The organism is uncultured Sphaerotilus sp. (assembly GCF_963924895.1).
Taxonomy (GTDB): domain Bacteria; phylum Pseudomonadota; class Gammaproteobacteria; order Burkholderiales; family Burkholderiaceae_C; genus Sphaerotilus.
In genome coordinates this window covers 1-23753 of the sequence record NZ_CAWURG010000015.1, presented here as the reverse complement: position 1 = coordinate 23753, position 23753 = coordinate 1, and the positions used below count along the sequence as shown (strand labels likewise).

Below are 23753 nucleotides of genomic sequence, written 5' to 3'. Positions count from 1 at the left end.
TCCCTGACGGGGATAAGCCGTCTATTATAAGTCCAGTCGGTGTCCTGCCGCTATCCGGCAGGATGGGCAGATGCATCCCCTCAGCTTCGATCAACCGATCAGCAGCGCGGCCACGACCCGGCGGTTTTCGCTGGCGAGCACGTTGTAGGTGCGACAAGCTGCCAGCGTGTCCATGCATTCCACCCCGATGCGCGCGTCGATCAGCGTCCGGATCAGCGATGGGTGCACGAAGCGGATCTTCTTGCCGCTGCCGAAGATCACCAGTTCCGGCTTGTAGACCATCAGCGCATCGAAGTCCTCGCGCGTCAGATCCTCGTGGCGCGTGCAGGCCCAGGCCACCACATCCCCCTTGAACGGCACGATCACGCTGCTGCGCCACTGCTGCAGGCCGACCTGGTTGTTCACGGACACGGCGTCGTGCGTCGTGGAAAAGATGGCGTTGACGCCTTCGATGCGGTCGGGCTGGAGTTTCACGGCGGTCGGCGCAGGCGCCAGGAAGTGGGGGACGGTCCGGAGATGGGGCCGGGATGCGTTAAATTCTAGCTTTTGTCGCAATCTCATTCGAACAGGACCCCCCTCGTGCTCAAGACCGTCGCCAAGTCCAGCAAGCTCGCCAACGTGTGCTACGACATCCGCGGGCCCGTGCTGGAGAAGGCCCGCCAGATGGAGGAGGAGGGCCACAAGATCATCAAGCTCAACATCGGCAATCTGGCCGTGTTCGGGCTGGAGCCGCCGGACGAGATCGTGCAGGACATGATCCGCAACATGCCGCACTCGGCCGGCTATACGGATTCCAAGGGCCTGTTCGCGCCGCGCAAGTCCGTGGTCCATTACACGCAGGAGAAGGGCGTCAAGGGCGTCACCGTCGATGACGTGTACCTGGGCAACGGCGCCTCCGAGCTGATCGCCATGAGCATGAACGCGCTGCTCGACGACGGTGACGAGGTGCTGATCCCGTCGCCGGACTACCCGCTCTACACGGCGGTCGTGGCCCTCTCGGGCGGCAAGCCGGTGCACTACGTCTGTGACGAGCAGTCCGAGTGGATGCCCGACATCGCCGACATCCGCGCGAAGATCACCCCGCGCACCAAGGCCATCGTCGTCATCAACCCGAACAACCCGACCGGCGCGCTCTACCCGGACGCGGTGCTGCGCGAGATCGTGCAGGTGGCGCGCGAGCACCAGCTCATCATCTTCGCCGACGAGATCTACGACAAGACGCTCTACGATGGCCACACCCACACCAGCATCGCGGCCCTCGCCGACGACGTGCTGATCCTGACCTTCAACGGCCTGAGCAAGAACTACCGCGCCTGCGGCTATCGGGCGGGCTGGATGGTGGTGTCCGGCGACAAGCGCCATGCCCGCGACTACATCGAGGGACTGAACATGCTGGCCTCGATGCGCCTGTGCGCGAACACGCCGGGGCAGCTCGCTATCCAGACCGCCCTCGGCGGCTACCAGAGCATCAAGGACCTGGTGCAGCCCGGCGGCCGGCTGTGCCGGCAACGCGACCTCGCGCACAAGCTGCTCACCGAGATTCCGGGCGTGACCTGCGTGAAGCCCAAGGCCGCGCTCTACATGTTCCCGAAGCTCGATCCCAAGATGTACCCGATCGCCGATGACCAGCAGTTCGCCTACGAGCTGCTGGCCGAGGAGAAGGTGCTGATCGTGCAGGGCACCGGCTTCAACTGGGCCACGCCGGACCATTTCCGCCTCGTCTTCCTGCCCAACTCGGACGACCTGTCCGACGCGGTCGGTCGCATCGCCCGCTTCCTTGACGGCTATCGCCGCCGTCACGGCGCCTGATAGTTTTTTTGACCTGTTTTTTGACCGTAGATCAATCGCCATGAAACCCATCCAAGTCGGCCTGCTGGGCATCGGTACCGTCGGCAGCGGCACGTTCAACGTGCTCAAGCGCAACCAGGAAGAGATCCGCCGCCGTGCGGGCCGCGGCATCGAGATCACGATGGTGGCGGACCTGAACGTCGAGCGCGCCCGCGAGATCGTCGGCGACGGCGTGAACGTGGTCGCCGATGGCCGCCAGGTGATCGCCAATCCCGAGATCGACATCGTCATCGAGCTGATCGGTGGTTACGGCATCGCCAAGGCGCTGGTGCTCGAAGCCATCGCGGCGGGCAAGCATGTCGTCACCGCCAACAAGGCGCTGCTGGCCGTGCATGGCACCGAGATCTTCGCGGCCGCCCGCGAAAAGGGCGTGATCGTCGCGTTCGAGGCCGCGGTGGCTGGTGGCATCCCGATCATCAAGGCGCTGCGCGAAGGCCTGACTGCCAACAGGATCCAGTGGCTGGCCGGCATCATCAACGGTACGACGAACTTCATCCTGTCCGAGATGCGCGACAAGGGCCTCGACTTCGAGGTGGTTCTGAAGGAAGCGCAGCGCCTGGGCTACGCCGAAGCCGATCCGACCTTCGACATCGAAGGTGTCGATGCCGCCCACAAGGCCACGCTGATGAGCGCGATCGCGTTCGGCGTGCCGGTGCAGTTCGACAAGGCCCATGTCGAGGGCATCACGAAGCTGTCGGCCGTGGACATCCGCTATGCCGAGCAGCTCGGCTACCGCATCAAGCTGCTGGGCATCGCCAAGCGCCGCGACGAAGGCATCGAGCTGCGCGTGCACCCGACGCTGGTACCCAGCAAGCGCCTGATCGCCAATGTCGAGGGCGCGATGAACGCCGTGATGGTGCAGGGCGACGCCGTGGGCACGACGCTGTACTACGGCAAGGGCGCTGGCTCCGAGCCGACCGCCTCCGCCGTGATCGCCGACCTGGTCGACATCACCCGCCTGCACACCGCCGACCCGGACCACCGCGTGCCGCACCTGGCCTTCCAGCCGGACGAGCTGCACACCACGCCGATCCTGCCGATCGAACAGGTGCGCACCGCGTTCTACCTGCGCCTGCGCGTGGCGGACCAGAAGGGCGTGCTGTCGGCGATCACCTCGATCCTGGCCACGTCCGACATCTCGATCGACGCCGTGCTGCAGCGTGAATCGAACGACGGCGAGCACCAGACCGACGTCATCATCCTGACGCACGAGACGCAGGAAGGCGTGATGCGCGCAGCGCTGGCGCAGATGCAGGCGCTGCCGACGGTGCTCGCGCCGATCGTGTCGCTGCGCAAGGAAGAGCTGGCGTGAGCCGGCAGCGGGCCCCCTGAAGCACACACGATGAACTACATCAGCACCCGAGGCGACCAGACCGAGCGCCGTTTCTGCGAGATCCTGCTGGAGGGCCTCGCGCCCGATGGCGGTTTGTACCTGCCGGTCCGCTACCCCCAGATCGACGCGGCCACGCTCTCCCGCTGGCGCAGTCTGTCCTACGCCGAACTCGCCTTCGAGATCCTGTCGCTCTACATCGACGACATCCCGGCCGACGACCTGCGCGCCCTGACCCGCAAGACCTACACCGCGGACGTTTTCGGCACCGAAGCCATCGTCCCGCTCAAGCCGCTGGAGCCAGGCCTGTGCCTGGAGTCGCTGTCCAACGGGCCGACGCTGGCCTTCAAGGACATGGCGATGCAGCTGCTGGGTAACCTGTTCGAGTACGAACTGGCGCGCCGCGGCGAGCAGCTCAACATCCTCGGCGCCACCTCCGGCGACACCGGCAGCGCGGCCGAATACGCGATGCGCGGCAAGGCCGGCGTGCGCGTGTTCATGCTCTCGCCCCACGGCCGCATGAGCCCGTTCCAGCAGGCGCAGATGTTCAGCCTGCAGGACGAGAACATCCACAACCTCGCCGTCGAAGGCGTGTTCGACGACTGCCAGGACATCGTCAAGGCGGTCTCGAACGACCTTGAATTCAAGCGCGCCTACCGCATCGGCACCGTCAACTCGATCAACTGGGCGCGGCTGCTGGCGCAGGTCGTCTACTACTTCGCCGGCTATTTCCAGGCCACGAAGTCCAACGACGAGCAGGTCAGCTTCACCGTGCCGTCCGGCAACTTCGGCAACGTCTGCGCCGGCCATGTGGCGCGCATGATGGGCCTGCCGGTCAAGCACCTCGTGGTGGCGACCAACGAGAACAACGTGCTCGAAGAGTTCTTCCGCACCGGCACCTACCGCGTGCGCGGCAGCAGCGAGACCTGGGAAACGTCGAGCCCGTCGATGGACATCAGCAAGGCGTCCAACTTCGAGCGCTTCGTGTTCGACCTGCTCGGCCGCGACGGTGCGCGCACCAAGGCGCTGTTCGGTGATGCGCTGAACCGCGCGGGGGTGTTCACCGTGTCCCCGGAAGAGTTCGCCCGCATCGCCGGTTACGGCTTCCAGTCCGGCCGCTCGACCCACGCCGACCGCCTCGCCACGATCCGCGCGACCTACGCAGGCCAGGGCGTGCTGATCGACACCCACACCGCCGATGGCGTGAAGGTGGCGCGCGAACTGCGTGAAGACGGCGTGCCGATGATCGTGCTGGAAACGGCGCTGCCCGCGAAGTTCGAAGGCACGATCGCCGAAGCGCTCGGCCCCGACGTGCACGCGCCGCGCCCGGCCGCGCTGGCCGATCTGGAATCGCGCCCCAAGCGCTTCCAGGTCATGCCGGCCGACACGGCGGTGATCCAGCAGTACGTCCGCGACCACGTGCCGCTGTGAACGTCATCGGACTCTGCGGCTCGTCCGGCTCGGGCAAGACCACGCTTGGCGAGGGCCTGATCCGGGCCTTCAAGGCGCAGGGTTGCCGGGTCTCGGTGATCAAGCACGCCCACAAGCGCTTCGACATCGACCGCCCCGGCAAGGACAGCTTCCGTCACCGCGAGGCCGGCGCCTTCGAGGTGCTGGTCGCCAACCAGCATCGGCTGGCGCTGATGCGCGAGTTCGAGGTCGACGCCGATCTCACGGTCCACCAGCTCATCGCCGAGCTGAGCGACCTCTCTGCGTTCGACTCCGAGCACTGGGTGATCGTCGAGGGCTTCAAGCACGCCGACCTGCCCAAGGTCGAGGTCTGGCGCGCCGCCCACGGCGCCCCGGCGGCGTACCCGAACGATCCGTTTGTCGTCGCGGTGGCCCGCCCGCTGGCCGACACCGTGCCCCATCCCACCGGGCTGCCGCTGCTGGATCTGGACGATCCTGTGTCGGTGGCCGATTTCCTGCGAAGCGACCCGCAACGCTATGGCTACCGAGCCCCTGAACACCGCTGAACTGCAGGCCGCTCCGCGCCGCCCCGTGCTGCAGAGCCTGGACGACGCGCTGGCGACGCTGCTGGCCGCGGTGTCCGCGACCTGCGCGGCGCAGTCCGAAACCGTCTCCACCTTCGACGCGCTCGGCCGCGTGCTGGCCGAGGACGTGTGTTCGCTGCTGGACGTGCCGCCTGCCGACAACACCTCGATGGACGGCTACGCGATGCGCGCCGCCGATGTGCCCGCCGCCGGCACCGTGCTGCTGGTGAGCCAGCGCATCCCCGCCGGTGTCGTCGGCCAGCCGCTGCAACCCGGTACCGCGGTGCGCATCTTCACGGGGGCGCAGGTGCCGCCCGGCGCGGATGTCGTCGTGATGCAGGAGCAGTGCGAGGCGGTGGCCGGCGACGGGCTCGGCGCTGTGCGTATCAACCTCGTGCCGCCCGCCGGGCAGTGGATCCGCCGCCGCGGCGAGGACGTGCAGCGCGGCGCCGTCGTGCTCGCGGCGGGTACCCGCCTGACGCCCGCCGCGCTCGGACTGGCCGCTTCGGTCGGCGCTGCGACGCTGAAAGTCGCCCGCCGCCCGCGCGTGGTCGTGTTCTCGACCGGCGACGAGCTGGTGATGCCGGGCGAGGTGGCACCTGAGCAGATGCGCCCCGGCGCGATCTACAACTCCAACCGCTACACGCTGCGCGGGCTGGTGCAGGCGATGGGCTGCGAGGTGCAGGATCTGGGCATCGTGCCGGACCGGCTCGACGCGACCCGCGCCGCGCTGCGTGCAGCGGCGGCGCATTGCGACCTGATCCTCACGTCCGGCGGCGTCTCGATGGGCGAGGAAGACCACCTGCGCCCCGCGGTGCAGGCCGAAGGGCGGCTCGACCTCTGGCAGATCGCGATGAAGCCGGGCAAGCCGCTGGCCTTCGGCGCGGTGCGGCGCGAGGACGGCAGCGAGGCCTGGTTCATGGGCCTGCCGGGCAATCCGGTGTCGAGCTTCGTGACCTTCCTGCTGACGGTGCGGCCCGTGTTGCTGCGGCTGCAGGGCGCAAACGCCGAGAACTGGGCGCTGCGCAGCTACCCCTTGCGTGCCGACTTCGACTGGCCGAAGCCCGACCGCCGCCGCGAGTTCGTGCGCGCCCGGGTCAACGCCGAGGGCGCCGTCGAGCTGTTTCCGAACCAGAGTTCCGGGGTGTTGACCTCGGCGGTGTGGGCCGACGGGCTGGTGGACATCGCGGCGGGGCAAGTGATCGTGCGCGGCGAGGTGGTGCGTTTCGTGCCACTGAGTGAATTGGGCTGAGGCGGGATGAAAGCGGGATGACCATGCAGATCCAGATCCGATATTTCGCCTCCCTGCGCGAGTCGCTCGGCGCAGGCGAAACCCTGACGCTCGACACGCCGCTGACGGTCGGTCAGTTGCGCGACCAGCTCATCGCACGCGGCGAGCCGCACGCCGAAGCGCTGGCGCGGGGCAGGGCGCTGCGGGCGGCGCTCAACCAGACGATGTGCGCCGAAACGGCGGCCCTGACACCCGGCGCCGAGGTCGCGTTCTTCCCGCCGGTCACCGGAGGCTGAGCGATGTCGTCGTCCTCGCTGCCGTTGCCCCGCCTGTCCAGCGTCTCCATCCAGACCGAAGACTTCGACCTCTCCGCCGAAGTCGCCGCGCTGCGCAGCGGGGATGCGGGTGTCGGCGCCATCGCCACCTTCGTCGGCACCGTGCGCGACCGCCACGCCGGTCAGCCCGACGCCGGCTCGATCAGCGCGATGGAGCTGGAGCACTACCCCGGCATGACCGAGCGCAGCATCGAGGCGATGATCGACGACGCCTTCCGCCGCTTCGACATCCGCGGCGTGCGCGTCATCCACCGCGTCGGCCCGCTGCAGATCGCCGACCAGATCGTGCTGGTCGCGGTCACGTCGATGCACCGCGGCGAAGCCTTCCAGGCGTGCGAGTTCCTGATGGACTACCTCAAGTCCGAGGCGCCGTTCTGGAAGAAGGAAACCACGCCCGAAGGCGCCCGCTGGGTCGATGCCCGCGTCAGCGATGACGCGGCGCTGAAGCGCTGGGGCATCGTGTCGGGCAACGCCACCGGCGCCTGACCGCCATGCACCCGACGCTGGTGCAGGCGGCTTCGGTGGCGCTGGGCGCCTCGCTGGGTGCGCTGCTGCGCTGGCGGGCCGGGATGCGTCTCGGCTTCGTTGTCGCCGGCTTTCCGCTGGGCACGCTGGCGGTCAACGTGGTGGGCGGCCTCCTGATCGGTCTCGCACTGGTCTGGTTCCGTCTCCATCCAGAAGCTACTAACGGCAGACTGTTCGTCGTCACCGGCTTCCTCGGCGGGCTGACCACGTTCTCGTCTTTTTCCGGCGAGTCGCTGCTCTTGCTGCAGTCCGGCCAGGTGCCGCTCGCGCTGGTCCACAGTGCCGCCCACCTGCTGGGCGCACTGGCGGCCGTGGCGTTGGGGTGGTGGCTGGGGCGGCTGGTGTTCGGCGGCTGAGCACCCGGCCGCCGGGCCTGTCACCCTGGAGTCAGGGCGATCGCTTCCAGGCCGGCAGACTGCGGGCCTTCTTGCCGAACTTTCCTCCCGGAGACCTGCCCATGCGCGCCCTGATCTGTGAATCCTATGGCCCGATTGCGCAACTGCGCGTGCTTGACGTGGCGACCCCTGAACCCGGTGTGGGCGAAGTGCGCATCCGCGTCGAGTCGGCTGCGGTCAATTTTCCCGATGCGCTGATCGTCCAGGGCCTGTACCAGGTCAAGCCGGCCTTGCCGTTTTCGCCGGGGGCAGAGCTGGCGGGTGTGGTCGAGGCGGTCGGCGAGGGGGTGCGCCATCTCCAGGTCGGACAGCGCGTGATCAGCTTCTGCGGCCACGGCGCCTTCGCCGAGCAGGCCGTCGTCAACGCCCGCCAGGTGATGCCGATGCCCGAAGGCATGGACATGGACACGGGTGCTGCGCTGGTGCTGACCTACGGCACCTCGCTGCACGCGCTGAAGGATGTCGGTCGCCTGCAGGCCGGCGAAACGCTGCTGGTGCTGGGTGCGGCGGGGGGCGTGGGGCTGGCGGCGATCGAGATCGCGAAGCAGATGGGCGCGCGTGTCATCGCTGCTGCCTCCAGCGAGGACAAGCTGAGCCTGTGCCGAGAAGTCGGCGCGCACGAGACCATCAACTACGCCACCGAGGATCTGCGCAAGCGCGTGGACGCGCTGACAGACGGGCAGGGCGTCCAGATGGTCTATGACCCGGTGGGCGGTGACTACACGGAGCCGGCACTGCGGGCCACGGCGTGGCGGGGCCGGTATCTGGTTGTCGGGTTTGCGGCTGGCGCGATCCCGAAGGTGCCGCTCAACCTGGCGCTGCTCAAGGAGCGCGTGATCATGGGCGTGTTCTGGGGCGATGCGGTGCGCCGGGATCCGGCGATGCACCTGGCGAACATGCAGCAACTGGCGACCTGGTTCGCCGAAGGCCGCATCCGCCCCGTGATCAGCGAGCGGGTCGGACTCGACGGTGCGCGCGATGCCATCACGCGCATGGCGGCGCGCCAGGTCAAGGGCAAGGTGGTGGTGCATCCCCATGCCTGAACGCGTCTGAATGCAAAAAGGCGCCCCGAAAGACGCCCTTTGCAGCTGCGCAGCGCCACTCGGGCACTGCACGGCTTGCGCTCGGCTCAGCGCTGCTGACGGCGGCGGCTGATGAAGCCCAGCACGCCCAGGCCGGCGACCAGCATGGCGTAGCTCTCGGGTTCCGGCACCGGGGTCACGGCGGTGACCGAGACGTTGTCCAGTTGCAGGCCCATGGTCATGCCCGGCAGGCCAGCACCCAGCGAGCCGAAGTACAGCTTGTAGCTGGTGTTGTCGGCCAGCGTGAGGCTGCTGTTGTCGGTGCCCATGCCGTTGAGCTGGACCAGCGGACCGGTCGAGATGTAGTTGGACATGTTGACGTCGTACAGCGCCCAGAAGCCCGAACCGTTGTAGTCGAAGTTCAGGGTGTACGCGCCACCGGTGTTCACGCCGAACGCGGTGTAGGCCGAATCGCCGCCGCCGAACTGCATGAACTGGTTGCCGGCGACGTCCACGATCTTGTGGGTGCCGCTGGTGGAGTCCGAGCCCCACAGCGTGGCGCCGTAGCCGCCCAGGTTCGTGTAGGTCTCGAACGAGTTCGTTGCCACCACGGGCATCTCGAAGTCGCCGTCGGTGATCAGGTTCGTCGCAGCTTGTGCGCCGGTGCCGAAGGCGGCCAGCAGGAGGGCGGCGGCCAGGGAGGTCAGGGTCTTTTGCATGTGCAGTTCCAGTCGAAGATTCGTTGCAGATTGGAAGTTGGCGGGGCGTTGAAGCGCCTCGTTGTTTCCTGTCTGCACCTTAGCAAGCCCGCTTGAAATGAAAACACCCGCAATGGTGGTCGCTCCCCCAATGAGGGGTAGCGCGGTAAACGGCGCGGCCAATTTGTACCGAATGGCATCAGCCGACCCTTGATCCAAGGGGGATCTGTCCGCCGCACGAACATTCCAGCGAGTTGATGTCCGCGTCTGACCGGGAAAACCCCCGGGCGGCTATAATCCACAGGTTTGTCTGCCAACAACGCTTCCCAGCGTCTCATGCTTGCCCAACGTTTCCGGAATGGCGCTTGTCGCCGGTGCTCCATCCGCAGAGCCCGACCGGTCTGAAGCAGCGCTGGGGGCGCTCTATCCGGAGTTCCCGTGCTGCCCGTCCTGCCCCCCGCTATCCTCGCACTCGCAGACGGCACAGTCTTTCTAGGCACCTCGATCGGCGCTGCCGGTCACACAGTCGGCGAAGTGGTGTTCAACACCGCGCTCACCGGCTACCAGGAAATCCTCACTGACCCGAGCTACTGCCGGCAGATCGTGACCCTCACGTATCCGCACATCGGCAATTACGGCGTCAACGAGCAGGATGTCGAGGCCTCGAAAGTCCATGCCGCTGGTCTGATCATCAAGGACCTGCCCGTCCGCGCGTCCAACTTCCGCCAGTCGATGACGCTGGCCGAGTACCTCGTGCGCGAAGGCACCGTCGCCATCGCCGACATCGACACCCGCCGCCTCACCCGTGTTCTGCGCACCAAAGGGGCCCAGAACGGCTGCATCATGGGTTTTCCGGCTGACACTGCTGTGACGCAGGCCATGATCGACGAGGCCGTCGCGCTGGCCCGCCGTGCGCCAAACATGGCTGGTCTGGACCTCGCCCAGGTCGTCACCCGCCGCGAGCCGGAAGTCTGGACCGAGACCGAGTGGCAACTGTTCTCCGCCAATGGCGCACCAGGCTTCGGCGAACAGACCGCACCGCAGTTCCACGTCGTCGCCTATGACTTCGGTGTGAAGCGCAACATCCTGCGCATGCTGGCCGAGCGTGGCTGCAAGGTGACCGTGGTGCCCGCGCAGACGTCGGCGGCCGACGTGCTCGCCTACCACCCGGACGGCATCTTCCTGTCCAACGGCCCTGGCGATCCGCAGCCCTGCGACTACGCGATCGCCGCCGCGAAGACCCTGATCGAGACCGGGATCCCGACCTTCGGCATCTGCCTGGGCCACCAGATCATGGCGCTGGCCTCGGGTGCGCAGACCTTCAAGATGAAGTTCGGCCACCACGGCGCCAACCACCCGGTGAAGGACCTCGACACCGGCCGCGTCTCGATCACGAGCCAGAACCACGGTTTCGCGGTCAATGCCGACACGCTGCCCGCGAACCTGCGCCCGACGCACGTGAGCCTGTTCGACGGCACGCTGCAGGGCCTGGCCCGCACCGACAAGCCGGCGTTCTGCTTCCAGGGTCACCCGGAAGCCTCGCCCGGCCCCCATGACATTGCCTACCTGTTTGACCGCTTCACCGCGCTCATGACCCAGCACGTGGCGGAGAAGAACAATGCCTAAGCGCAGCGACCTGAAATCCATCCTCATCATCGGCGCCGGCCCGATCATCATCGGCCAGGCCTGCGAGTTCGACTACTCCGGCGCGCAGGCGTGCAAGGCCCTGCGCGAAGAAGGCTACAAGGTCATCCTGGTCAACTCGAACCCGGCGACCATCATGACCGACCCGAACACGGCGGACGTGACCTACATCGAGCCGATCACCTGGCAGGTGGTCGAGAAGATCATCGCCAAGGAGCGCCCGGATGCGGTCCTGCCGACCATGGGTGGCCAGACGGCGCTGAACTGCGCGCTCGACCTGCACAAGCACGGCGTGCTCGACAAGTACAAGGTCGAGATGATCGGTGCCAACGAGCACGCGATCGAGAAGGCCGAAGACCGCCTGAAGTTCAAGGACGCGATGACCAAGATCGGTCTCGGCTCCGCGAAGTCCGGCATCGCGCACTCGATGGAAGCTGCCTGGTCTGTCCAGAAGTCGATCCTGGCCGACATCGGCGGCAGCGGGTTCCCGATGGTGATCCGCCCCAGCTTCACGCTGGGCGGCACCGGCGGCGGCATCGCCTACAACCCGGAAGAGTTCGAGGAAATCTGCAAGCGCGGCCTCGACCTCTCGCCGACGAAGGAACTGCTGATCGAGGAATCGCTGATCGGCTGGAAAGAGTACGAAATGGAAGTGGTCCGCGACAAGGCGGACAACTGCATCATCGTGTGCTCGATCGAGAACCTGGATCCGATGGGCATCCACACCGGCGACTCGATCACCGTCGCCCCGGCCCAGACGCTCACCGACCGCGAATACCAGCTGCTGCGCAACGCCTCGATCGCGATCCTGCGCGAAATCGGCGTGGACACCGGTGGCTCGAACGTGCAGTTCTCGATCAACCCGGTCGATGGCCGCATGGTCGTCATCGAGATGAATCCGCGCGTGTCGCGTTCGTCGGCGCTGGCGTCCAAGGCGACCGGCTTCCCGATCGCCAGCGTCGCCGCGAAACTGGCGGTTGGCTATACGCTCGACGAGATCGAGAATGACATTACCGGCGCCACCCCGGCGTCGTTCGAGCCGACGATTGATTATATAGTCACCAAGATTCCGCGCTTTGCCTTCGAGAAGTTCAAGGGCGCAGAGCCATTGCTGTCGACCGCGATGAAGTCAGTCGGTGAAGTCATGGCGATTGGCCGCAATATCCATGAATCGATGCAGAAAGCGCTGCGTGGGCTGGAAACCGGGCTGGACGGCTTCAACCGTGTAGTGGAGCTCGAAGGGGCGGACCGCGACGATATCGCCGCCGCTCTTGCCCGGGCGACCCCGGACCGTCTGCTAGTTGCCGCCCAAGCGATGCGCGAAGGTTTTACTGATGCGGAAATCCATGCCATTGCCGGTTTCGATCCCTGGTTTCTGGCCAGAATTCGCGAAATCGTCGATGCCGAGCAGGGCGTGATAGACAATGGTCTGCCGAATGATGCGCAAGCCTTGCGCAAGCTGAAATCCATGGGCTTTTCCGATCAGCGACTGGCCAAACTGGCGATTGATTCGGTCCATATTGCCGGCGGAGCCGGGCGAGCCGTCGCTGGCGGACGCGGGCTGGTTCATGACGCGCTTGCCGCCATGGCGGGGGCAACGACCGAATCCGATGTCCGGACCTTGCGTCACAAGCTGGGTGTGCGGCCGGTGTACAAACGGATCGACACTTGCGCAGCAGAATTTGAAGCCAAGACGCCTTATATGTACTCGACCTATGAAGCGCCGATTTTCGGCGCGCCGGAATGCGAGGCGCAGCCATCGGATCGCAAGAAAATCATCATTCTCGGCGGCGGTCCAAACCGGATCGGGCAGGGGATTGAGTTCGATTATTGCTGTTGCCACGCCTGCTATGCGCTTTCGGAAGCGGGCTATGAAACGATCATGGTCAACTGCAATCCGGAAACCGTGTCGACCGATTATGACACATCTGACCGGCTCTATTTCGAGCCGCTGACTGCCGAAGATGTGCTGGAAATCTTGCATGTCGAAAAGCAATCGGGCGAACTGGTTGGCGTGGTTGTTCAATTTGGCGGGCAAACCCCGCTGAAACTGGCGCAGGCGCTGGAAGATGCCGGCATTCCGATCCTCGGCACCTCGCCGGATGCGATCGATCTGGCCGAAGACCGCGAGCGTTTTGCCAAGCTGGTCCACAAGTTGAAACTCAAGCAGCCGGAAAATGGCATGGCCCGGACCCGCGACGAAGCGGTGAAAATCGCCGAACGTATCGGCTATCCGGTATTGATCCGGCCAAGTTTCGTGCTTGGCGGGCGGGCGATGGAAATTGTCGACGGCCCGGCCCAGCTGGAAGATTATATCAATACCGCGGTACAGGTGTCGGGTGACAGTCCGGTGCTGGTCGACAAATATCTGCGCGATGCGATCGAAGTCGATGTCGATGCGATCTGCGACGGCGACGAAGTCGTGGTTTGCGGCGTGCTCCAGCATATAGAGGAAGCTGGGGTCCACTCGGGCGACAGCGCGTGCACGATTCCGCCTTATAATCTTAGCGATGACATCATCGCCGAAATGGAGCGGCAGACCGAAGCGCTGGCTTTCGGTCTGAAGGTCAAGGGGCTGATGAACATCCAGTTCGCGGTCAAGGACGGCGAAGTCTATCTGATCGAGGTCAATCCCCGTGCCAGCCGAACGGTGCCTTTTGTCGCCAAGGCGATCGGCGTTCCGATTGCCAAGATCGCATCGCGGGTGATGGCCGGAGAGAAGCTCAAGGACTTGCCGGTGATCAACCGGCATATCGACTATATCGCGGTCAAGGAGGCGGTCTTCCCGTTCAACCGTTTCCCCGGTGTCGATCCGGTGCTGTCGCCGGAAATGAAATCGACCGGCGAAGTCATGGGCATCGACCAGAATTTCCCGATTGCCTTTGCCAAGGCGCAACTGGGTGCGAGCAATATATTGCCCGATAGCGGGACGATCTTCATTTCGGTCAAGGAAACCGACAAGAAGGTGATCGAACCGGCAGCGCGTCTGGCCGAGAAGCTTGGCTTCCGTCTGATCGCTACGTCCGGAACTGCGGCTTATCTGACCGAACGGGGGATCAAGGTCGAGAAAGTCAACAAGGTCGCCGAGGGACGCCCCCATATCGTCGACCGGATCAAGGATGGCGATGTCAATCTGATCTTCAATACAACCGAAGGCTGGCAGTCGCTCAAGGATTCCAAATCGATCCGGGCGGCGGCGCTGGTTGGCAAAATTCCTATCTATACAACCGCCACCGCCAGCAATGCCGCGATGCAGGCGATTGAGGCCCTACGCGATCAGACTCTTGAAGTTCGCGCGTTACAGTCCTATTATAAGGCTTCGCAGACTTAATTTTCCGACATTTTGTCACACTGCGGGCGGCCTTTGCAAAAGGGGACGCCGGAAAACTGTTTTTGACGCTGCACGGCTGAAATCGGTAGCGTATCTGTAAGGAAGGGCCAATCTAATGGCTGTTGAAAAAGTACCAATGCTGGCCGAAGGCCATGTAAAGATGGAAGCCGAACTCAAGGCGCTAAAACTGGAGCGTCCGATCATTGTCGACGCGATCGAAACCGCGCGTGCCCATGGTGATCTGTCGGAAAATGCCGAATATCATGCCGCCAAGGAACGGCAAGGCCAGGTAGAGGCAACAATCGGCGATCTCGAAGACAAGCTGTCCCGCGCCCAGGTCATTGACCCCAAGACATTGTCCGGGGACAAGGCTGTATTTGGCGCGACGCTGACCTTGCGCGACGAAAATGACAAGGCGGTAAAATATCAGCTGGTGGGTCAGGCCGAAGCCGATGCCAAGGCGGGCATGATCAGCTATAATTCACCTATAGGCCGGGCTTTGATCGGCCGCAGTGTCGGCGACGATATCGAAGTGACCGTGCCGTCTGGCGACAAATATTTCCTGCTCGAGAAGATCGAGTTCATCTAGATCGGATGAATATGCCAGCTGGAAAACTGTCCAACGGGCTGATCATCGTCAATGTCGCAATCTTTATGGTAATCTGGATTTTCGGCTGGCAGCAGGAAGCGCTGCTGCGCGGCGGTATGTTCCCAATCCGGCTGAGCGGAGAAGCACTTGATCTGACAGCCTATGGCTGGCTGGTGCCCGCCTGGTTGACACCGCTTTCCTCGGCTTTTTTGCACAGCGGGCTGCTCCACATCAGTTTCAACATGCTAATACTTTTGTTTTGCGGTCGGTTTGTCGAGCAGGCGATGGGGCCGGGGCTGATGGCGATCCTCTATGTCGTCGGCGCCTATGCGGCGGCCTTTGCGCAATATGCTGTCGACAGCGGTTCCATGATTCCGATGGTCGGCGCGAGCGGCGCGATTTCTGCGATATTGGGCGCCTATGCGCTGCTATTCGCGCGCAACCGGGTTGATGCTGTCGGGCCGATTCCGGGCTATGTCGTGCGCATCGTTTGGCTGACCCTCGCATGGATCGGCATTCAGCTGATGATCGGTGTGGTCACCAGCGGGAACCTCCAGGGTATCGCAATATTCGCGCATATTGGCGGATTTGTTGCGGGGCTGCTGCTCACCAGACCATTGCTCGGATGGCGTTTTAGGAGCGCCTAGGCTTCGTCCGGAAGGTCGGGTTCGAGCAGCCTGTGTAAATGGACGACAACATATTTCATCTCGGCATCATCGACCGTCATCTGGGCTTTTGAACGCCAGGCATCCTCGGCTGCATCATAGTCAGGATAGACTCCGACCAGATCCATCTTGTCGAGGTTGACGAACTCCACTCCGCGTGGATCCTTGACCCGTCCGCCCATCACCAGATGAATTTTGCTGCGTTGTTCGCTCATTTTTTGCCCTGATGTTCTTCTTTCACCGCATCCTGTGCTGCGGTCATCGCGGCCTTAGCAGCCTCGATGGCTTTGCCAAACAGATCTTTGAACTGCGCGCGCATATTGTCATTGCTCAGACCCAGTTCACCGATCTGGTCGCGACTCGCATCCTTGGCGGCTTGATAAGCGGTTTTTGCGGTTTCGTTGACCTTGCGACCGGCGCCGCCGACATACTTTTCTTCGGTTTTGCTTTTCGGCAGCAGCATCCCGATCAGGACACCCAGGGCGGCACCACCGGCGACAATCGCCAGCGGGCTGTTGGAAATGGTTTCTTCGGATTTGGCCACGGCCTTTTTCGCCGCATCCTTGGTGGCTGCAATGCTTTCAGCGGCTTTTTCACGTCCTTCACCAAGCATGGCTGCAGCCCGTGCTTTGCTTTCGGACATTTTTTCGCGGGCGACGAGAGAACCTTCGGTAGCAATTTCTCTAGCCGTTTCGAGCCGTTCCCGGGATGCGGCGCGGGCTTTGTCAATATTGTCGGTCAGTTTGTTCATAGTCTATTCCTCGATTGGATTCGGCTCGGATATTTTGCGGTTGGCTATAAGCTTGGCAATCGGTTTGCGCATCGCGATCAGAGTCGCGGTCGCTGCTACGGTTGCGGTGAGGCCCGGATTGACCCGGACTACGTTGATTGCGCGTGCTCCGGTTTTCTGGACGCGCCTTGCGAATTTGCTCTTTGCTTCTGTTATCAGATTGGCCGGTTTCAACCGCTTCCTGGTCTCGGCCGTATCCTTCCTCAGATTTGCGCGCGCCTGATCCCGGTCGATCGCTAGGTTGCGCAGGTTTAATATCTTGTCATTTTTTCTCGGCATCATCATTCTCACATATCATTTTCGTCCAGTGGCAGCTTTCTCGCCCGTTTGATTGCCATGCTCATCGTGATCGTGGCAACCAGCAGGGCCGACCCCGTAACGATTGCTGTCGCCGCCGACGGGCCAAGATAATCCGACAGGACCAGTAATACTCCCAGGATAAGGGCTATGATTGCCATTGATCCGAACAAGATTGCCATCCCAAAGAGTGTTAAAACGCGCTTGGTCGCCGCCATATTGATCGAAAGTTTAGCAACATAATATTCGACTTCGGCATGGGCCAATATGCGCACGTCCTCAATCAGGTTGGTGACCTGTGACGTCAGAGACTTGGCTTCCGTTTCACCCGCAACAGAAGCTGCGGCCTCGCCGGGAAGAGGCTCTTCATCCAAAACTGGAATATCATTGTCCTGCAACATTCGTCACCCGCTGATATGGTGGCGCCATGCTACACTCATGCGTCGCGATCATCCATCCCTGATTTGATAAGTCGGGATACCAGAAATCCTACCACGGCTGCTGCGCCGATGGCCACTGCCGGACTTTTCCGAACAAAGCCGCGCGCGTCTTCAACCATTTCATCAATTTCTTTGGCGTTGAGCTTCTCCGCAAAGGAGGACACGGCGTCCGCTGCCGAACGGGCATAGTCGCCATATTTTTCGCCGACATTGTCGTCGATGGTTTTTGCACTATCTTCGATTATCTTGCTCAGATTCTCGATCGCATTGCCTGTGCGTTCCTTGCCTTGGCTGGCGGCCGATTTTGCTTTTGTCAGGGCGCGATCCTTGAAATCACCCGTGGTGTCTTTCTTCGTTGCCGCAGCTTTGGTCGCGCCGGCTTTCAGCGGAGCAGCTTTTTGCGCTTTTGTTGTGCGCGTTTCCGATGTGTCTTTTTGGGGCGCAGTCTTTTTGGTTGCCGCTTTCTTCGCGGCCGGTTTCTTTGCAGCGGCTTTTGTCGTCGACTTTATGGTTGGTTTCTTGACTTCTGCCATGATCAATATTCCTTCTTAATTTGTCTCTTGCCAACATTCCACAAGCGGAAGGCGCCCTATTTGTGGCTCCACTTATACTCGAAATGGGATCATTTTGCTTTGAATCAAGAGGCAAGGCGACGATAAAAGCGGTGCAATGGATTGCAAGAAGCCGGTCATCGCGATAAGAACGAGGCCACCATTTATACTTCATTCGGAGCATCATCATGACCGCAATAATCGACCTGCATGCCCGCCAGATTCTGGATAGTCGGGGTAACCCGACGGTAGAGGTTGATATATTGCTCGAGGATGGCAGCTTCGGTCGCGCGGCTGTCCCTTCCGGTGCTTCAACAGGGGCCTATGAAGCGGTTGAATTGCGCGATGGCGACCAGAGCAAATATCTTGGCAAAGGCGTTCTCAAGGCGATTGCTGCGGTCAATGGTGAGATCAAGGATGCGCTGACTGATCTGGATGCTGAAGACCAGGAAGAACTGGATGCGGTGATGATTGCGCTTGATGGTACGGCAAACAAAAGCAGGCTGGGCGCCAACGCGATATTGGGGGTCAGTCTGGCCGTCGCAAAAGCCGCGGCCGACGCGCGGGGCCTGCCTTTATATCGCTATGTTGGCGGCGTTTCGGCGCATGTCCTGCCGGTACCCATGATGAACATCATCAATGGAGGTGAGCATGCCGACAATCCGATTGATTTCCAGGAATTCATGGTGATGCCAGTGGGTGCGGGAAGCCTCTCGGAAGCCGTCCGCTGGGGATCGGAAATATTTCATACACTGAAGATGGGTCTATCCGAAAAAGGACTGGCCACGGCGGTGGGCGACGAAGGCGGTTTTGCACCGAATCTTGGTTCGACCCGCGAAGCCCTCGATTTTATCATGGCTTCGGTGGAAAGAGCCGGGTTCAAGATCGGTGATGAAGTGGTGCTGGCGCTGGATTGCGCCGCCACAGAATTTTTCAGGGATGGTAAATACCATATTTCGGGCGAAGGTAAGATACTCAGCCCGCCTGAAATGTCAGACTATTTGGCCGACCTGTGCCGGGACTATCCGATCCAGTCGATTGAAGACGGTATGTCCGAAGATGATTTTGAAGGTTGGAAACTGATCACCGATGCAGTTGGTGATACGGTGCAGCTGGTTGGGGATGATCTTTTTGTGACTAATCCCGAACGCCTGTCCATGGGTATCGCAGACGGGCTGGCCAATTCGCTGCTGGTGAAGGTCAACCAGATCGGAACTTTGTCCGAAACGCTGGCAGCCGTGCGGATGGCGCAAAATGCATCCTATACGGCGGTAATGTCGCACCGGTCGGGAGAGACCGAAGATTCGACTATTGCCGATCTGGCGGTTGCCACCAATTGCGGTCAGATCAAGACCGGGAGTCTGGCGCGGTCGGACCGGCTGGCCAAATACAACCAATTGATCCGGATCGAGGAAGAATTGGGCAATGTTGCGCGTTATGCAGGACGCTCAATTTTCAGATGATCGCCAGCTCCTCGTTTTTGGCGAGTGTTGGGGTGCTGAACTTCCAAATTGGTTATTAAGGCTCTTGCCAGCGAATCATTTTTCTGATTCAAGGTAAATCTATGGCGCAACGCGAAAAAATTTCAGGTTTGATAAGAGCTGCTCTCGGGCCCGGATTTGCATTAATGACTTTGCTTGGCATCGCGGGCTATGCCGTGCTCGGACCAACCGGGGTTTTGGCATGGGGCGAATATCAGGCAAAACTGGAAACGCGGGGGATCGAGCTATCCAAGCTGGAATCCGAACGCGATTCTTTGAAGAACCGGGTAGAGCTGCTGGATCCGCGGGGCGCTGATCCGGATTTGATCGGTGAACTTCTGCGCAATAAGGTCAATGTTGTTCATCCTGACGAGATTATCATTCCGTTGAAATAGCGTTCGGCTGTTTCAAGCGACGATCACAAATTCCAGTCTTTGACTGAGTCTAAGTGCTTGGGTAACGGAGCAGTTTTGGCTATGCTATCGGCTCGTTAAAAAAAGGATCCCGCTCGCGTGGCAAAAGCTCCCCGGAAAACCGCCCCAGCCAAAAAACCTGCTGCGCCTAAGCGCGCACCAGCCAAAGTCAAGCCGGTGGTGCATTCCACGGGCGGACTTAAGGCGCCGATTTACAATGCAACCAAGGCAGAGATGCTGGACTTCTATGAGCAGATGCTGCTCATCCGCCGCTTCGAGGAAAAGGCGGGGCAGCTCTATGGTCTTGGCCTGATCGGCGGATTTTGTCATCTCTATATCGGTCAGGAAGCGGTCGTTACAGGCCTGCAATCGGCGATCAACCCCGGCAAGGACAGCGTGATCACCGGCTATCGCGATCATGGTCATATGCTGGCCTGCGGCATTGACCCAAATATTGTGATGGCGGAACTTACCGGCCGCGCGTCCGGCATTTCGAAAGGCAAGGGCGGTTCGATGCACATGTTCTCGGTCGACCACGGTTTTTATGGCGGTCACGGCATTGTCGGCGCGCAGGTCTCGCTTGGCACCGGTCTGGCCTTTGCCCATAAATATAAAGAAGATGGCGGCGTCTGCCTGGCCTATTTCGGCGACGGGGCTTCCAATCAGGGGCAGGTCTACGAAAGTTTCAACATGGCGGAGCTCTGGCAGTTGCCGGTGATCTTCGTGATCGAGAATAACCAATATGCCATGGGCACGAGCGTCAACCGCTCCTCCGCCGAAGATCAGCTTTACCGGCGCGGCGAGAGTTTTCGCATTCCCGGCGTGCAAGTGGATGGCATGGATGTGCTGGCCGTCCGCGGTGCAGTAGAAGAAGTGTTGAAGGATGTGCGCGGCGGCGGTGGCCCGGTGTTGATGGAGCTTAAAACCTATCGCTATCGCGGCCACTCCATGTCTGATCCGGCTAAATATCGCAGCCGTGACGAAGTACAGGATGTGCGTGAGAAATCCGATCCGATCGAACGTTTGAAAGCAGCCTTGCTGAAAGAAGGAGTGAAAGAGGAGGATTTGAAAGCGCTGGACAAAAAGGTCCGCAAGACGGTGATGGAAGCGGCTGACTTTGCCGAGGAATCTCCAGAACCGGAGCTGTCCGAACTTTATACCAACGTTCTGGTGGAGCAATATTGATGGCGATCCAACTAAAAATGCCCGCTCTGTCGCCAACCATGGAAGAAGGCACGCTGGCCAAATGGTTCGTCAAGGAAGGTGATACAGTCACTTCCGGAGACATATTGGCGGAAATCGAAACCGACAAGGCAACGATGGAATTTGAAGCGATCGACGAAGGCGTGATCACGAAAATTTTGATTGCGGCGGGAACTGACGAAGTTGCGGTTGGCACGGTCATTGCCGAAATGGTCGGAGAAGATGAGGAGACTGGCCCAGCTGCTGATGCGGAATCCGCCAGCGCATCGAAGGAAATTGCCACTCCCGAACCGGCGGAAGAAGCGAAGCCTGAAATCATAGAAACCTCACCACCGGTTCCAATTTTCCGCGCCGATGACCCGTCCGTGCCTGCTGGCACCGCCTTGGTCTCGGTCACCGTTCGGGAAGCGTTGCGCGATGCCATGGCTGAGGAAATGCGCAAGGACGACACGGTCTTTGTGATGGGCGAAGAGGTCGCGGAATATCAGGGCGCTTACAAGGTTACCCAGGGTCTGCTCGACGAATTTGGCCCGAAACGGGTGATTGATACGCCGATTACCGAACATGGTTTCGCCGGCATTGGCGCCGGCGCGGCCATGGGTGGTCTGAAGCCGATTGTCGAATTCATGACCTTCAATTTTGCTATGCAGGCGATCGACCAGATCATCAATTCGGCCGCCAAGACCAATTATATGTCCGGCGGCCAGATGCGCTGTCCGATTGTCTTCCGTGGTCCCAATGGCGCAGCCTCCCGGGTGGGTGCGCAGCATAGTCAGAATTACGCCCCATGGTATGCGGCGGTTCCCGGCCTGATCGTTATAGCGCCTTATGATGCGGCGGATGCCAAAGGCTTGCTAAAAGCAGCGATTCAGTCTTCCGATCCCGTCGTATTTCTGGAAAATGAACTGCTCTACGGCCGGTCATTCGAAGTGCCCGAGATTGAGGATTATACTCTGCCGATTGGCAAGGCGCGGATTATGCGCGAAGGCGGCGATGTTACGATTGTCAGCTATTCTATCGGCGTCGGTCTGGCGCTGGAAGCGGCAGATAGTCTGGCCGGCGAAGGCATAGAAGCGGAAGTCATCGATTTGCGCACGTTGCGACCGCTGGATAGGGAAACGATATTGCAGAGTCTGACCAAAACAAACCGGATGGTCATTGCCGAAGAAGGCTGGCCGACCTGTTCGATTTCGAGCGAGATCATTTCCTTATGCATGGAGCACGGATTCGATGATCTCGACGCTCCGGTGCTGCGGGTGACCAATGAAGATGTCCCGCTGCCTTATGCGGCCAATCTGGAGAAAGCAGCGCTGATCGACAGCGCGCGGATCATCGCGGCTGTAAAAAAGGTCTGCTATAAATAGATCGGAAACGGATGACGCCTTACTTTCTGGTCTGACGGCTTAGCTGGGCGGATTTTCTATCTGCCATAGACGTTGCATTTCCACAGCTCGCTGCTCGGTATGGAACTGGCATTTTTTAGCGCGTGGTCATTCCGCTCACGCACGACAAAGGCGCTTTGATAGCGGATGACCGTATCCCCAAAAAACCTGTCTGAAACCAGAGGTTGATAATCGTAAATGACTTCGGCGAAATTGACCGCAGTCGATCCGGATGCCAATATTTTATTTCCGGTCGGTCCGATGCCCGCGGCCAGGCTGGAGTCGTTTTTTCCGTCATTTTCCTCGCCATAGGAAGATACAGAGCATGCATTGCCGCCGCAGCAGCGCTGCCAGCGTATCCATTGGTCCGCGGAGGACCCGCTTTCGCCATTTTACTCCAGATAGGAGAGAATGATGCATGCGTTGGGAGAAAAATCGATCGCCTTGCCTGTCAGATGGGCGCCGTTAAATATCTCACGAATATCGGCCTCATCGATAGAGGAGCGCACACGCGATGCATTGTCCTCGACGAGCATTGCGATTTGGCTGACTTGCAGATGGGCGACGGCGAGATTCGCGGTTTCCATTCCAGTCAGGCCGATAAGCAGCATTGCCGGTGCTGTGAAAGCAAACTCAAGCAGTGCGAGACCACTTGTGACTTCGACTATCGGAAGATTCCTGAGCCGATCGACGATTTCGAATGTGCCAGATACGAGAAAAAGGGTTAGAGGCGGCCAAACAGTTATGGTTAAGGCGAAGTTTACCTTGATTTTGCCAAGAAAACTCCCGACCGCGGCGTTATGAGTGATGCGCTGCAAGAACTGGAGCCGCTACAACGGTTGATTGTAGCCTATGCAGGGTCTGAGGACCGTGATCGCTATGCTTTGCTTTTTTCGCTCGATGCGCGGTTCGCAGAGATTGTCCGCTCGACAACGGAAATATTGATCGGACAGATACGGTTAACATGGTGGCGGGATATTTTAACTAAACCTGCGGCAGAAAGGCCGGCAGGCGAACCGCTGGTCGAGCAAATTAATCGGCTCGAAGACCGCGGAGAAAACCTCGCTCCGCTCTTAAATTTGCTCGATGGGTGGGAAGTGATGCTCGATGATTTTCCCTGGCAGGATCGTAACTTCGACAATTATGCCACTGCCCGCGGTTGCGGACTGTTCGAATTTGGTTTGGCGGGTGGAAAACCACTGAGCGAAGGTCAAACCGAACTGAGCATGGCCTGGGCGTTATGGGATTTTGCTCGCCATTGTTCTGATGCCAACATGCGGCGGTCTGCGTTCGACCGCTGCACCGAAATCATGTCATCTAAGCTGCAACCCAATTTTAACGGAAGCGGACGACCACTCTCAATCCTTTGCAAGCTGATGATTCGCGATGTTAAAAAAAACCAACTGACTGCTAATCTCTATCGTCCGGCTAACGCTGTGCGCATAATCTGGCACGGGGTTACCGGTCACTAGATCGACAGTCGCTGATCCGCGGATTTCGCTTATGAAGAAATTTTCCGCCGGTGCCGCCGTCATATTGCTGATGCTGACTGTGGGCCTGTTCCTGTGGATTGGTGCACAGGAACAGGA

At 61.0% G+C, this 23753-nt stretch carries 26 protein-coding genes; 18 read left to right on the top strand and 8 right to left on the bottom strand.

What is annotated here, in order from left to right:
- Positions 1-90: 90 nt before the first annotated feature.
- Positions 91-474 carry an Mth938-like domain-containing protein gene (locus tag AABN02_RS06155; RefSeq protein WP_310732877.1) on the bottom strand — a complete coding sequence of 128 codons (384 nt, stop codon included), beginning with the start codon at positions 472-474 and terminating at the stop codon, positions 91-93.
- A gap of 105 nt (positions 475-579) precedes the next feature.
- Between AABN02_RS06155 and AABN02_RS06150 the strand changes: the two genes are divergently transcribed.
- From AABN02_RS06150 to AABN02_RS06110, 9 genes are all read left to right on the top strand, one after another.
- Entirely contained in the window at positions 580-1809 is a 1230-nt protein-coding gene (locus AABN02_RS06150) for a pyridoxal phosphate-dependent aminotransferase (RefSeq protein ID WP_338414041.1), read from the top strand.
- A gap of 40 nt (positions 1810-1849) precedes the next feature.
- Positions 1850-3160 (top strand): homoserine dehydrogenase, encoded by a 1311-nt coding sequence (locus AABN02_RS06145; protein WP_338414040.1) that lies wholly within the window; start codon positions 1850-1852, stop codon positions 3158-3160.
- A gap of 30 nt (positions 3161-3190) precedes the next feature.
- On the top strand, positions 3191-4609 hold the full coding sequence (gene thrC / locus AABN02_RS06140) for a threonine synthase (RefSeq protein ID WP_338414039.1): 1419 nt from the start codon (positions 3191-3193) through the stop codon (positions 4607-4609).
- Entirely contained in the window at positions 4606-5154 is a 549-nt protein-coding gene (gene mobB, locus AABN02_RS06135) for a molybdopterin-guanine dinucleotide biosynthesis protein B (RefSeq protein WP_338414038.1), read from the top strand. Before thrC ends, mobB begins: the two co-directional genes overlap by 4 nt.
- The gene (gene glp, locus AABN02_RS06130) at positions 5126-6424 is read left to right on the top strand and encodes a gephyrin-like molybdotransferase Glp (RefSeq protein WP_338414037.1); all 1299 of its coding nucleotides are present in this window, start codon (positions 5126-5128) and stop codon (positions 6422-6424) included. The genes mobB and glp overlap by 29 nt, the downstream gene beginning before the upstream one ends.
- A 23-nt stretch (positions 6425-6447) precedes the next feature.
- Positions 6448-6699: a molybdopterin converting factor subunit 1 gene (gene moaD, locus AABN02_RS06125; RefSeq protein ID WP_338414190.1), complete on the top strand. Its 252-nt coding sequence runs from the start codon at positions 6448-6450 to the stop codon at positions 6697-6699.
- 3 nt (positions 6700-6702) lie between these two features.
- Positions 6703-7224: a molybdenum cofactor biosynthesis protein MoaE gene (locus tag AABN02_RS06120; RefSeq protein WP_338414036.1), complete on the top strand. Its 522-nt coding sequence runs from the start codon at positions 6703-6705 to the stop codon at positions 7222-7224.
- Positions 7225-7229: 5 nt separating this feature from the next.
- The gene (gene crcB, locus AABN02_RS06115; protein WP_338414035.1) at positions 7230-7619 is read left to right on the top strand and encodes a fluoride efflux transporter CrcB; all 390 of its coding nucleotides are present in this window, start codon (positions 7230-7232) and stop codon (positions 7617-7619) included.
- A gap of 101 nt (positions 7620-7720) precedes the next feature.
- Complete coding sequence (locus tag AABN02_RS06110) at positions 7721-8701, top strand: NADPH:quinone oxidoreductase family protein (RefSeq protein WP_338414034.1); 981 nt, start codon at positions 7721-7723, stop codon at positions 8699-8701.
- 86 nt (positions 8702-8787) lie between these two features.
- Here AABN02_RS06110 and AABN02_RS06105 read toward each other — a convergent pair whose 3' ends face one another.
- Positions 8788-9399 carry a PEP-CTERM sorting domain-containing protein gene (locus tag AABN02_RS06105; protein ID WP_338414033.1) on the bottom strand — a complete coding sequence of 204 codons (612 nt, stop codon included), beginning with the start codon at positions 9397-9399 and terminating at the stop codon, positions 8788-8790.
- A gap of 417 nt (positions 9400-9816) precedes the next feature.
- Between AABN02_RS06105 and carA the strand changes: the two genes are divergently transcribed.
- From carA to AABN02_RS06085, 4 genes are all read left to right on the top strand, one after another.
- Complete coding sequence (gene carA / locus AABN02_RS06100; RefSeq protein WP_338414032.1) at positions 9817-11004, top strand: glutamine-hydrolyzing carbamoyl-phosphate synthase small subunit; 1188 nt, start codon at positions 9817-9819, stop codon at positions 11002-11004.
- Complete coding sequence (carB, locus tag AABN02_RS06095) at positions 10997-14353, top strand: carbamoyl-phosphate synthase large subunit (RefSeq protein WP_338414031.1); 3357 nt, start codon at positions 10997-10999, stop codon at positions 14351-14353. Before carA ends, carB begins: the two co-directional genes overlap by 8 nt.
- Before the next feature lie 115 nt (positions 14354-14468).
- Positions 14469-14942 (top strand): transcription elongation factor GreA, encoded by a 474-nt coding sequence (greA, locus tag AABN02_RS06090; RefSeq protein ID WP_338414030.1) that lies wholly within the window; start codon positions 14469-14471, stop codon positions 14940-14942.
- Between the two features lie 5 nt (positions 14943-14947).
- Positions 14948-15589: a rhomboid family intramembrane serine protease gene (locus AABN02_RS06085; RefSeq protein WP_338414029.1), complete on the top strand. Its 642-nt coding sequence runs from the start codon at positions 14948-14950 to the stop codon at positions 15587-15589.
- Here the strand turns inward: AABN02_RS06085 and AABN02_RS06080 are convergent.
- Genes AABN02_RS06080 through AABN02_RS06060 form a run of 5 tightly spaced genes read right to left on the bottom strand, consistent with a single transcriptional unit; the run spans position 15586 to position 17667 of the window.
- Positions 15586-15822 (bottom strand): DUF4170 domain-containing protein, encoded by a 237-nt coding sequence (locus AABN02_RS06080; protein WP_338414028.1) that lies wholly within the window; start codon positions 15820-15822, stop codon positions 15586-15588. The genes AABN02_RS06085 and AABN02_RS06080 overlap by 4 nt on opposite strands.
- A complete protein-coding gene (locus AABN02_RS06075) occupies positions 15819-16358 on the bottom strand; it encodes a hypothetical protein (RefSeq protein ID WP_338414027.1) in 540 nt (179 codons plus the stop codon). The genes AABN02_RS06080 and AABN02_RS06075 overlap by 4 nt, the downstream gene beginning before the upstream one ends.
- 3 nt (positions 16359-16361) lie before the next feature.
- Positions 16362-16682, bottom strand: coding sequence for a hypothetical protein (locus tag AABN02_RS06070; RefSeq protein WP_338414026.1), 321 nt, complete (start codon positions 16680-16682; stop codon positions 16362-16364).
- A 2-nt stretch (positions 16683-16684) separates the two neighbouring features.
- Entirely contained in the window at positions 16685-17095 is a 411-nt protein-coding gene (locus tag AABN02_RS06065) for a phage holin family protein (protein WP_338414025.1), read from the bottom strand.
- 35 nt (positions 17096-17130) lie between these two features.
- The gene (locus AABN02_RS06060) at positions 17131-17667 is read right to left on the bottom strand and encodes a hypothetical protein (protein ID WP_338414024.1); all 537 of its coding nucleotides are present in this window, start codon (positions 17665-17667) and stop codon (positions 17131-17133) included.
- A gap of 206 nt (positions 17668-17873) precedes the next feature.
- Between AABN02_RS06060 and eno the strand changes: the two genes are divergently transcribed.
- From eno to AABN02_RS06040, 4 genes are all read left to right on the top strand, one after another.
- On the top strand, positions 17874-19148 hold the full coding sequence (gene eno / locus AABN02_RS06055) for a phosphopyruvate hydratase (protein ID WP_338414023.1): 1275 nt from the start codon (positions 17874-17876) through the stop codon (positions 19146-19148).
- A gap of 101 nt (positions 19149-19249) precedes the next feature.
- Entirely contained in the window at positions 19250-19561 is a 312-nt protein-coding gene (locus AABN02_RS06050) for a septum formation initiator family protein (protein WP_338414022.1), read from the top strand.
- 117 nt (positions 19562-19678) lie between these two features.
- Positions 19679-20764 carry a pyruvate dehydrogenase (acetyl-transferring) E1 component subunit alpha gene (pdhA, locus tag AABN02_RS06045; RefSeq protein WP_338414021.1) on the top strand — a complete coding sequence of 362 codons (1086 nt, stop codon included), beginning with the start codon at positions 19679-19681 and terminating at the stop codon, positions 20762-20764.
- Positions 20764-22146 carry a pyruvate dehydrogenase complex E1 component subunit beta gene (locus tag AABN02_RS06040; protein WP_338414020.1) on the top strand — a complete coding sequence of 461 codons (1383 nt, stop codon included), beginning with the start codon at positions 20764-20766 and terminating at the stop codon, positions 22144-22146. The genes pdhA and AABN02_RS06040 overlap by 1 nt, the downstream gene beginning before the upstream one ends.
- A gap of 410 nt (positions 22147-22556) precedes the next feature.
- On the opposite strand, the gene AABN02_RS06035 is transcribed toward AABN02_RS06040, so the two are convergent.
- Positions 22557-22982 (bottom strand): hypothetical protein, encoded by a 426-nt coding sequence (locus tag AABN02_RS06035; RefSeq protein ID WP_338414019.1) that lies wholly within the window; start codon positions 22980-22982, stop codon positions 22557-22559.
- Between AABN02_RS06035 and AABN02_RS06030 the strand changes: the two genes are divergently transcribed.
- Positions 22965-23636 carry a hypothetical protein gene (locus AABN02_RS06030; RefSeq protein WP_338414018.1) on the top strand — a complete coding sequence of 224 codons (672 nt, stop codon included), beginning with the start codon at positions 22965-22967 and terminating at the stop codon, positions 23634-23636. The two genes, AABN02_RS06035 and AABN02_RS06030, sit on opposite strands and share 18 nt — an antisense overlap.
- Positions 23637-23753 lie beyond the last annotated feature (117 nt).

Coding starts and splice junctions, on each gene's coding strand:
- AABN02_RS06145 (WP_338414040.1), top strand. CDS start 1,850: ATGAAACCCATCCAAGTCGGCCTGCTGGGCATCGGTACCGTCGGCAGC.
- thrC (WP_338414039.1), top strand. CDS start 3,191: ATGAACTACATCAGCACCCGAGGCGACCAGACCGAGCGCCGTTTCTGC.
- glp (WP_338414037.1), top strand. CDS start 5,126: ATGGCTACCGAGCCCCTGAACACCGCTGAACTGCAGGCCGCTCCGCGC.
- moaD (WP_338414190.1), top strand. CDS start 6,448: ATGCAGATCCAGATCCGATATTTCGCCTCCCTGCGCGAGTCGCTCGGC.
- AABN02_RS06120 (WP_338414036.1), top strand. CDS start 6,703: ATGTCGTCGTCCTCGCTGCCGTTGCCCCGCCTGTCCAGCGTCTCCATC.
- crcB (WP_338414035.1), top strand. CDS start 7,230: ATGCACCCGACGCTGGTGCAGGCGGCTTCGGTGGCGCTGGGCGCCTCG.
- AABN02_RS06110 (WP_338414034.1), top strand. CDS start 7,721: ATGCGCGCCCTGATCTGTGAATCCTATGGCCCGATTGCGCAACTGCGC.
- AABN02_RS06105 (WP_338414033.1), bottom strand. CDS start 9,399: ATGCAAAAGACCCTGACCTCCCTGGCCGCCGCCCTCCTGCTGGCCGCC.
- carB (WP_338414031.1), top strand. CDS start 10,997: ATGCCTAAGCGCAGCGACCTGAAATCCATCCTCATCATCGGCGCCGGC.
- greA (WP_338414030.1), top strand. CDS start 14,469: ATGGCTGTTGAAAAAGTACCAATGCTGGCCGAAGGCCATGTAAAGATG.
- AABN02_RS06085 (WP_338414029.1), top strand. CDS start 14,948: ATGAATATGCCAGCTGGAAAACTGTCCAACGGGCTGATCATCGTCAAT.
- AABN02_RS06080 (WP_338414028.1), bottom strand. CDS start 15,822: ATGAGCGAACAACGCAGCAAAATTCATCTGGTGATGGGCGGACGGGTC.
- AABN02_RS06075 (WP_338414027.1), bottom strand. CDS start 16,358: ATGAACAAACTGACCGACAATATTGACAAAGCCCGCGCCGCATCCCGG.
- AABN02_RS06070 (WP_338414026.1), bottom strand. CDS start 16,682: ATGATGATGCCGAGAAAAAATGACAAGATATTAAACCTGCGCAACCTA.
- AABN02_RS06065 (WP_338414025.1), bottom strand. CDS start 17,095: ATGTTGCAGGACAATGATATTCCAGTTTTGGATGAAGAGCCTCTTCCC.
- AABN02_RS06060 (WP_338414024.1), bottom strand. CDS start 17,667: ATGGCAGAAGTCAAGAAACCAACCATAAAGTCGACGACAAAAGCCGCT.
- eno (WP_338414023.1), top strand. CDS start 17,874: ATGACCGCAATAATCGACCTGCATGCCCGCCAGATTCTGGATAGTCGG.
- AABN02_RS06050 (WP_338414022.1), top strand. CDS start 19,250: ATGGCGCAACGCGAAAAAATTTCAGGTTTGATAAGAGCTGCTCTCGGG.
- AABN02_RS06040 (WP_338414020.1), top strand. CDS start 20,764: ATGGCGATCCAACTAAAAATGCCCGCTCTGTCGCCAACCATGGAAGAA.
- AABN02_RS06030 (WP_338414018.1), top strand. CDS start 22,965: ATGAGTGATGCGCTGCAAGAACTGGAGCCGCTACAACGGTTGATTGTA.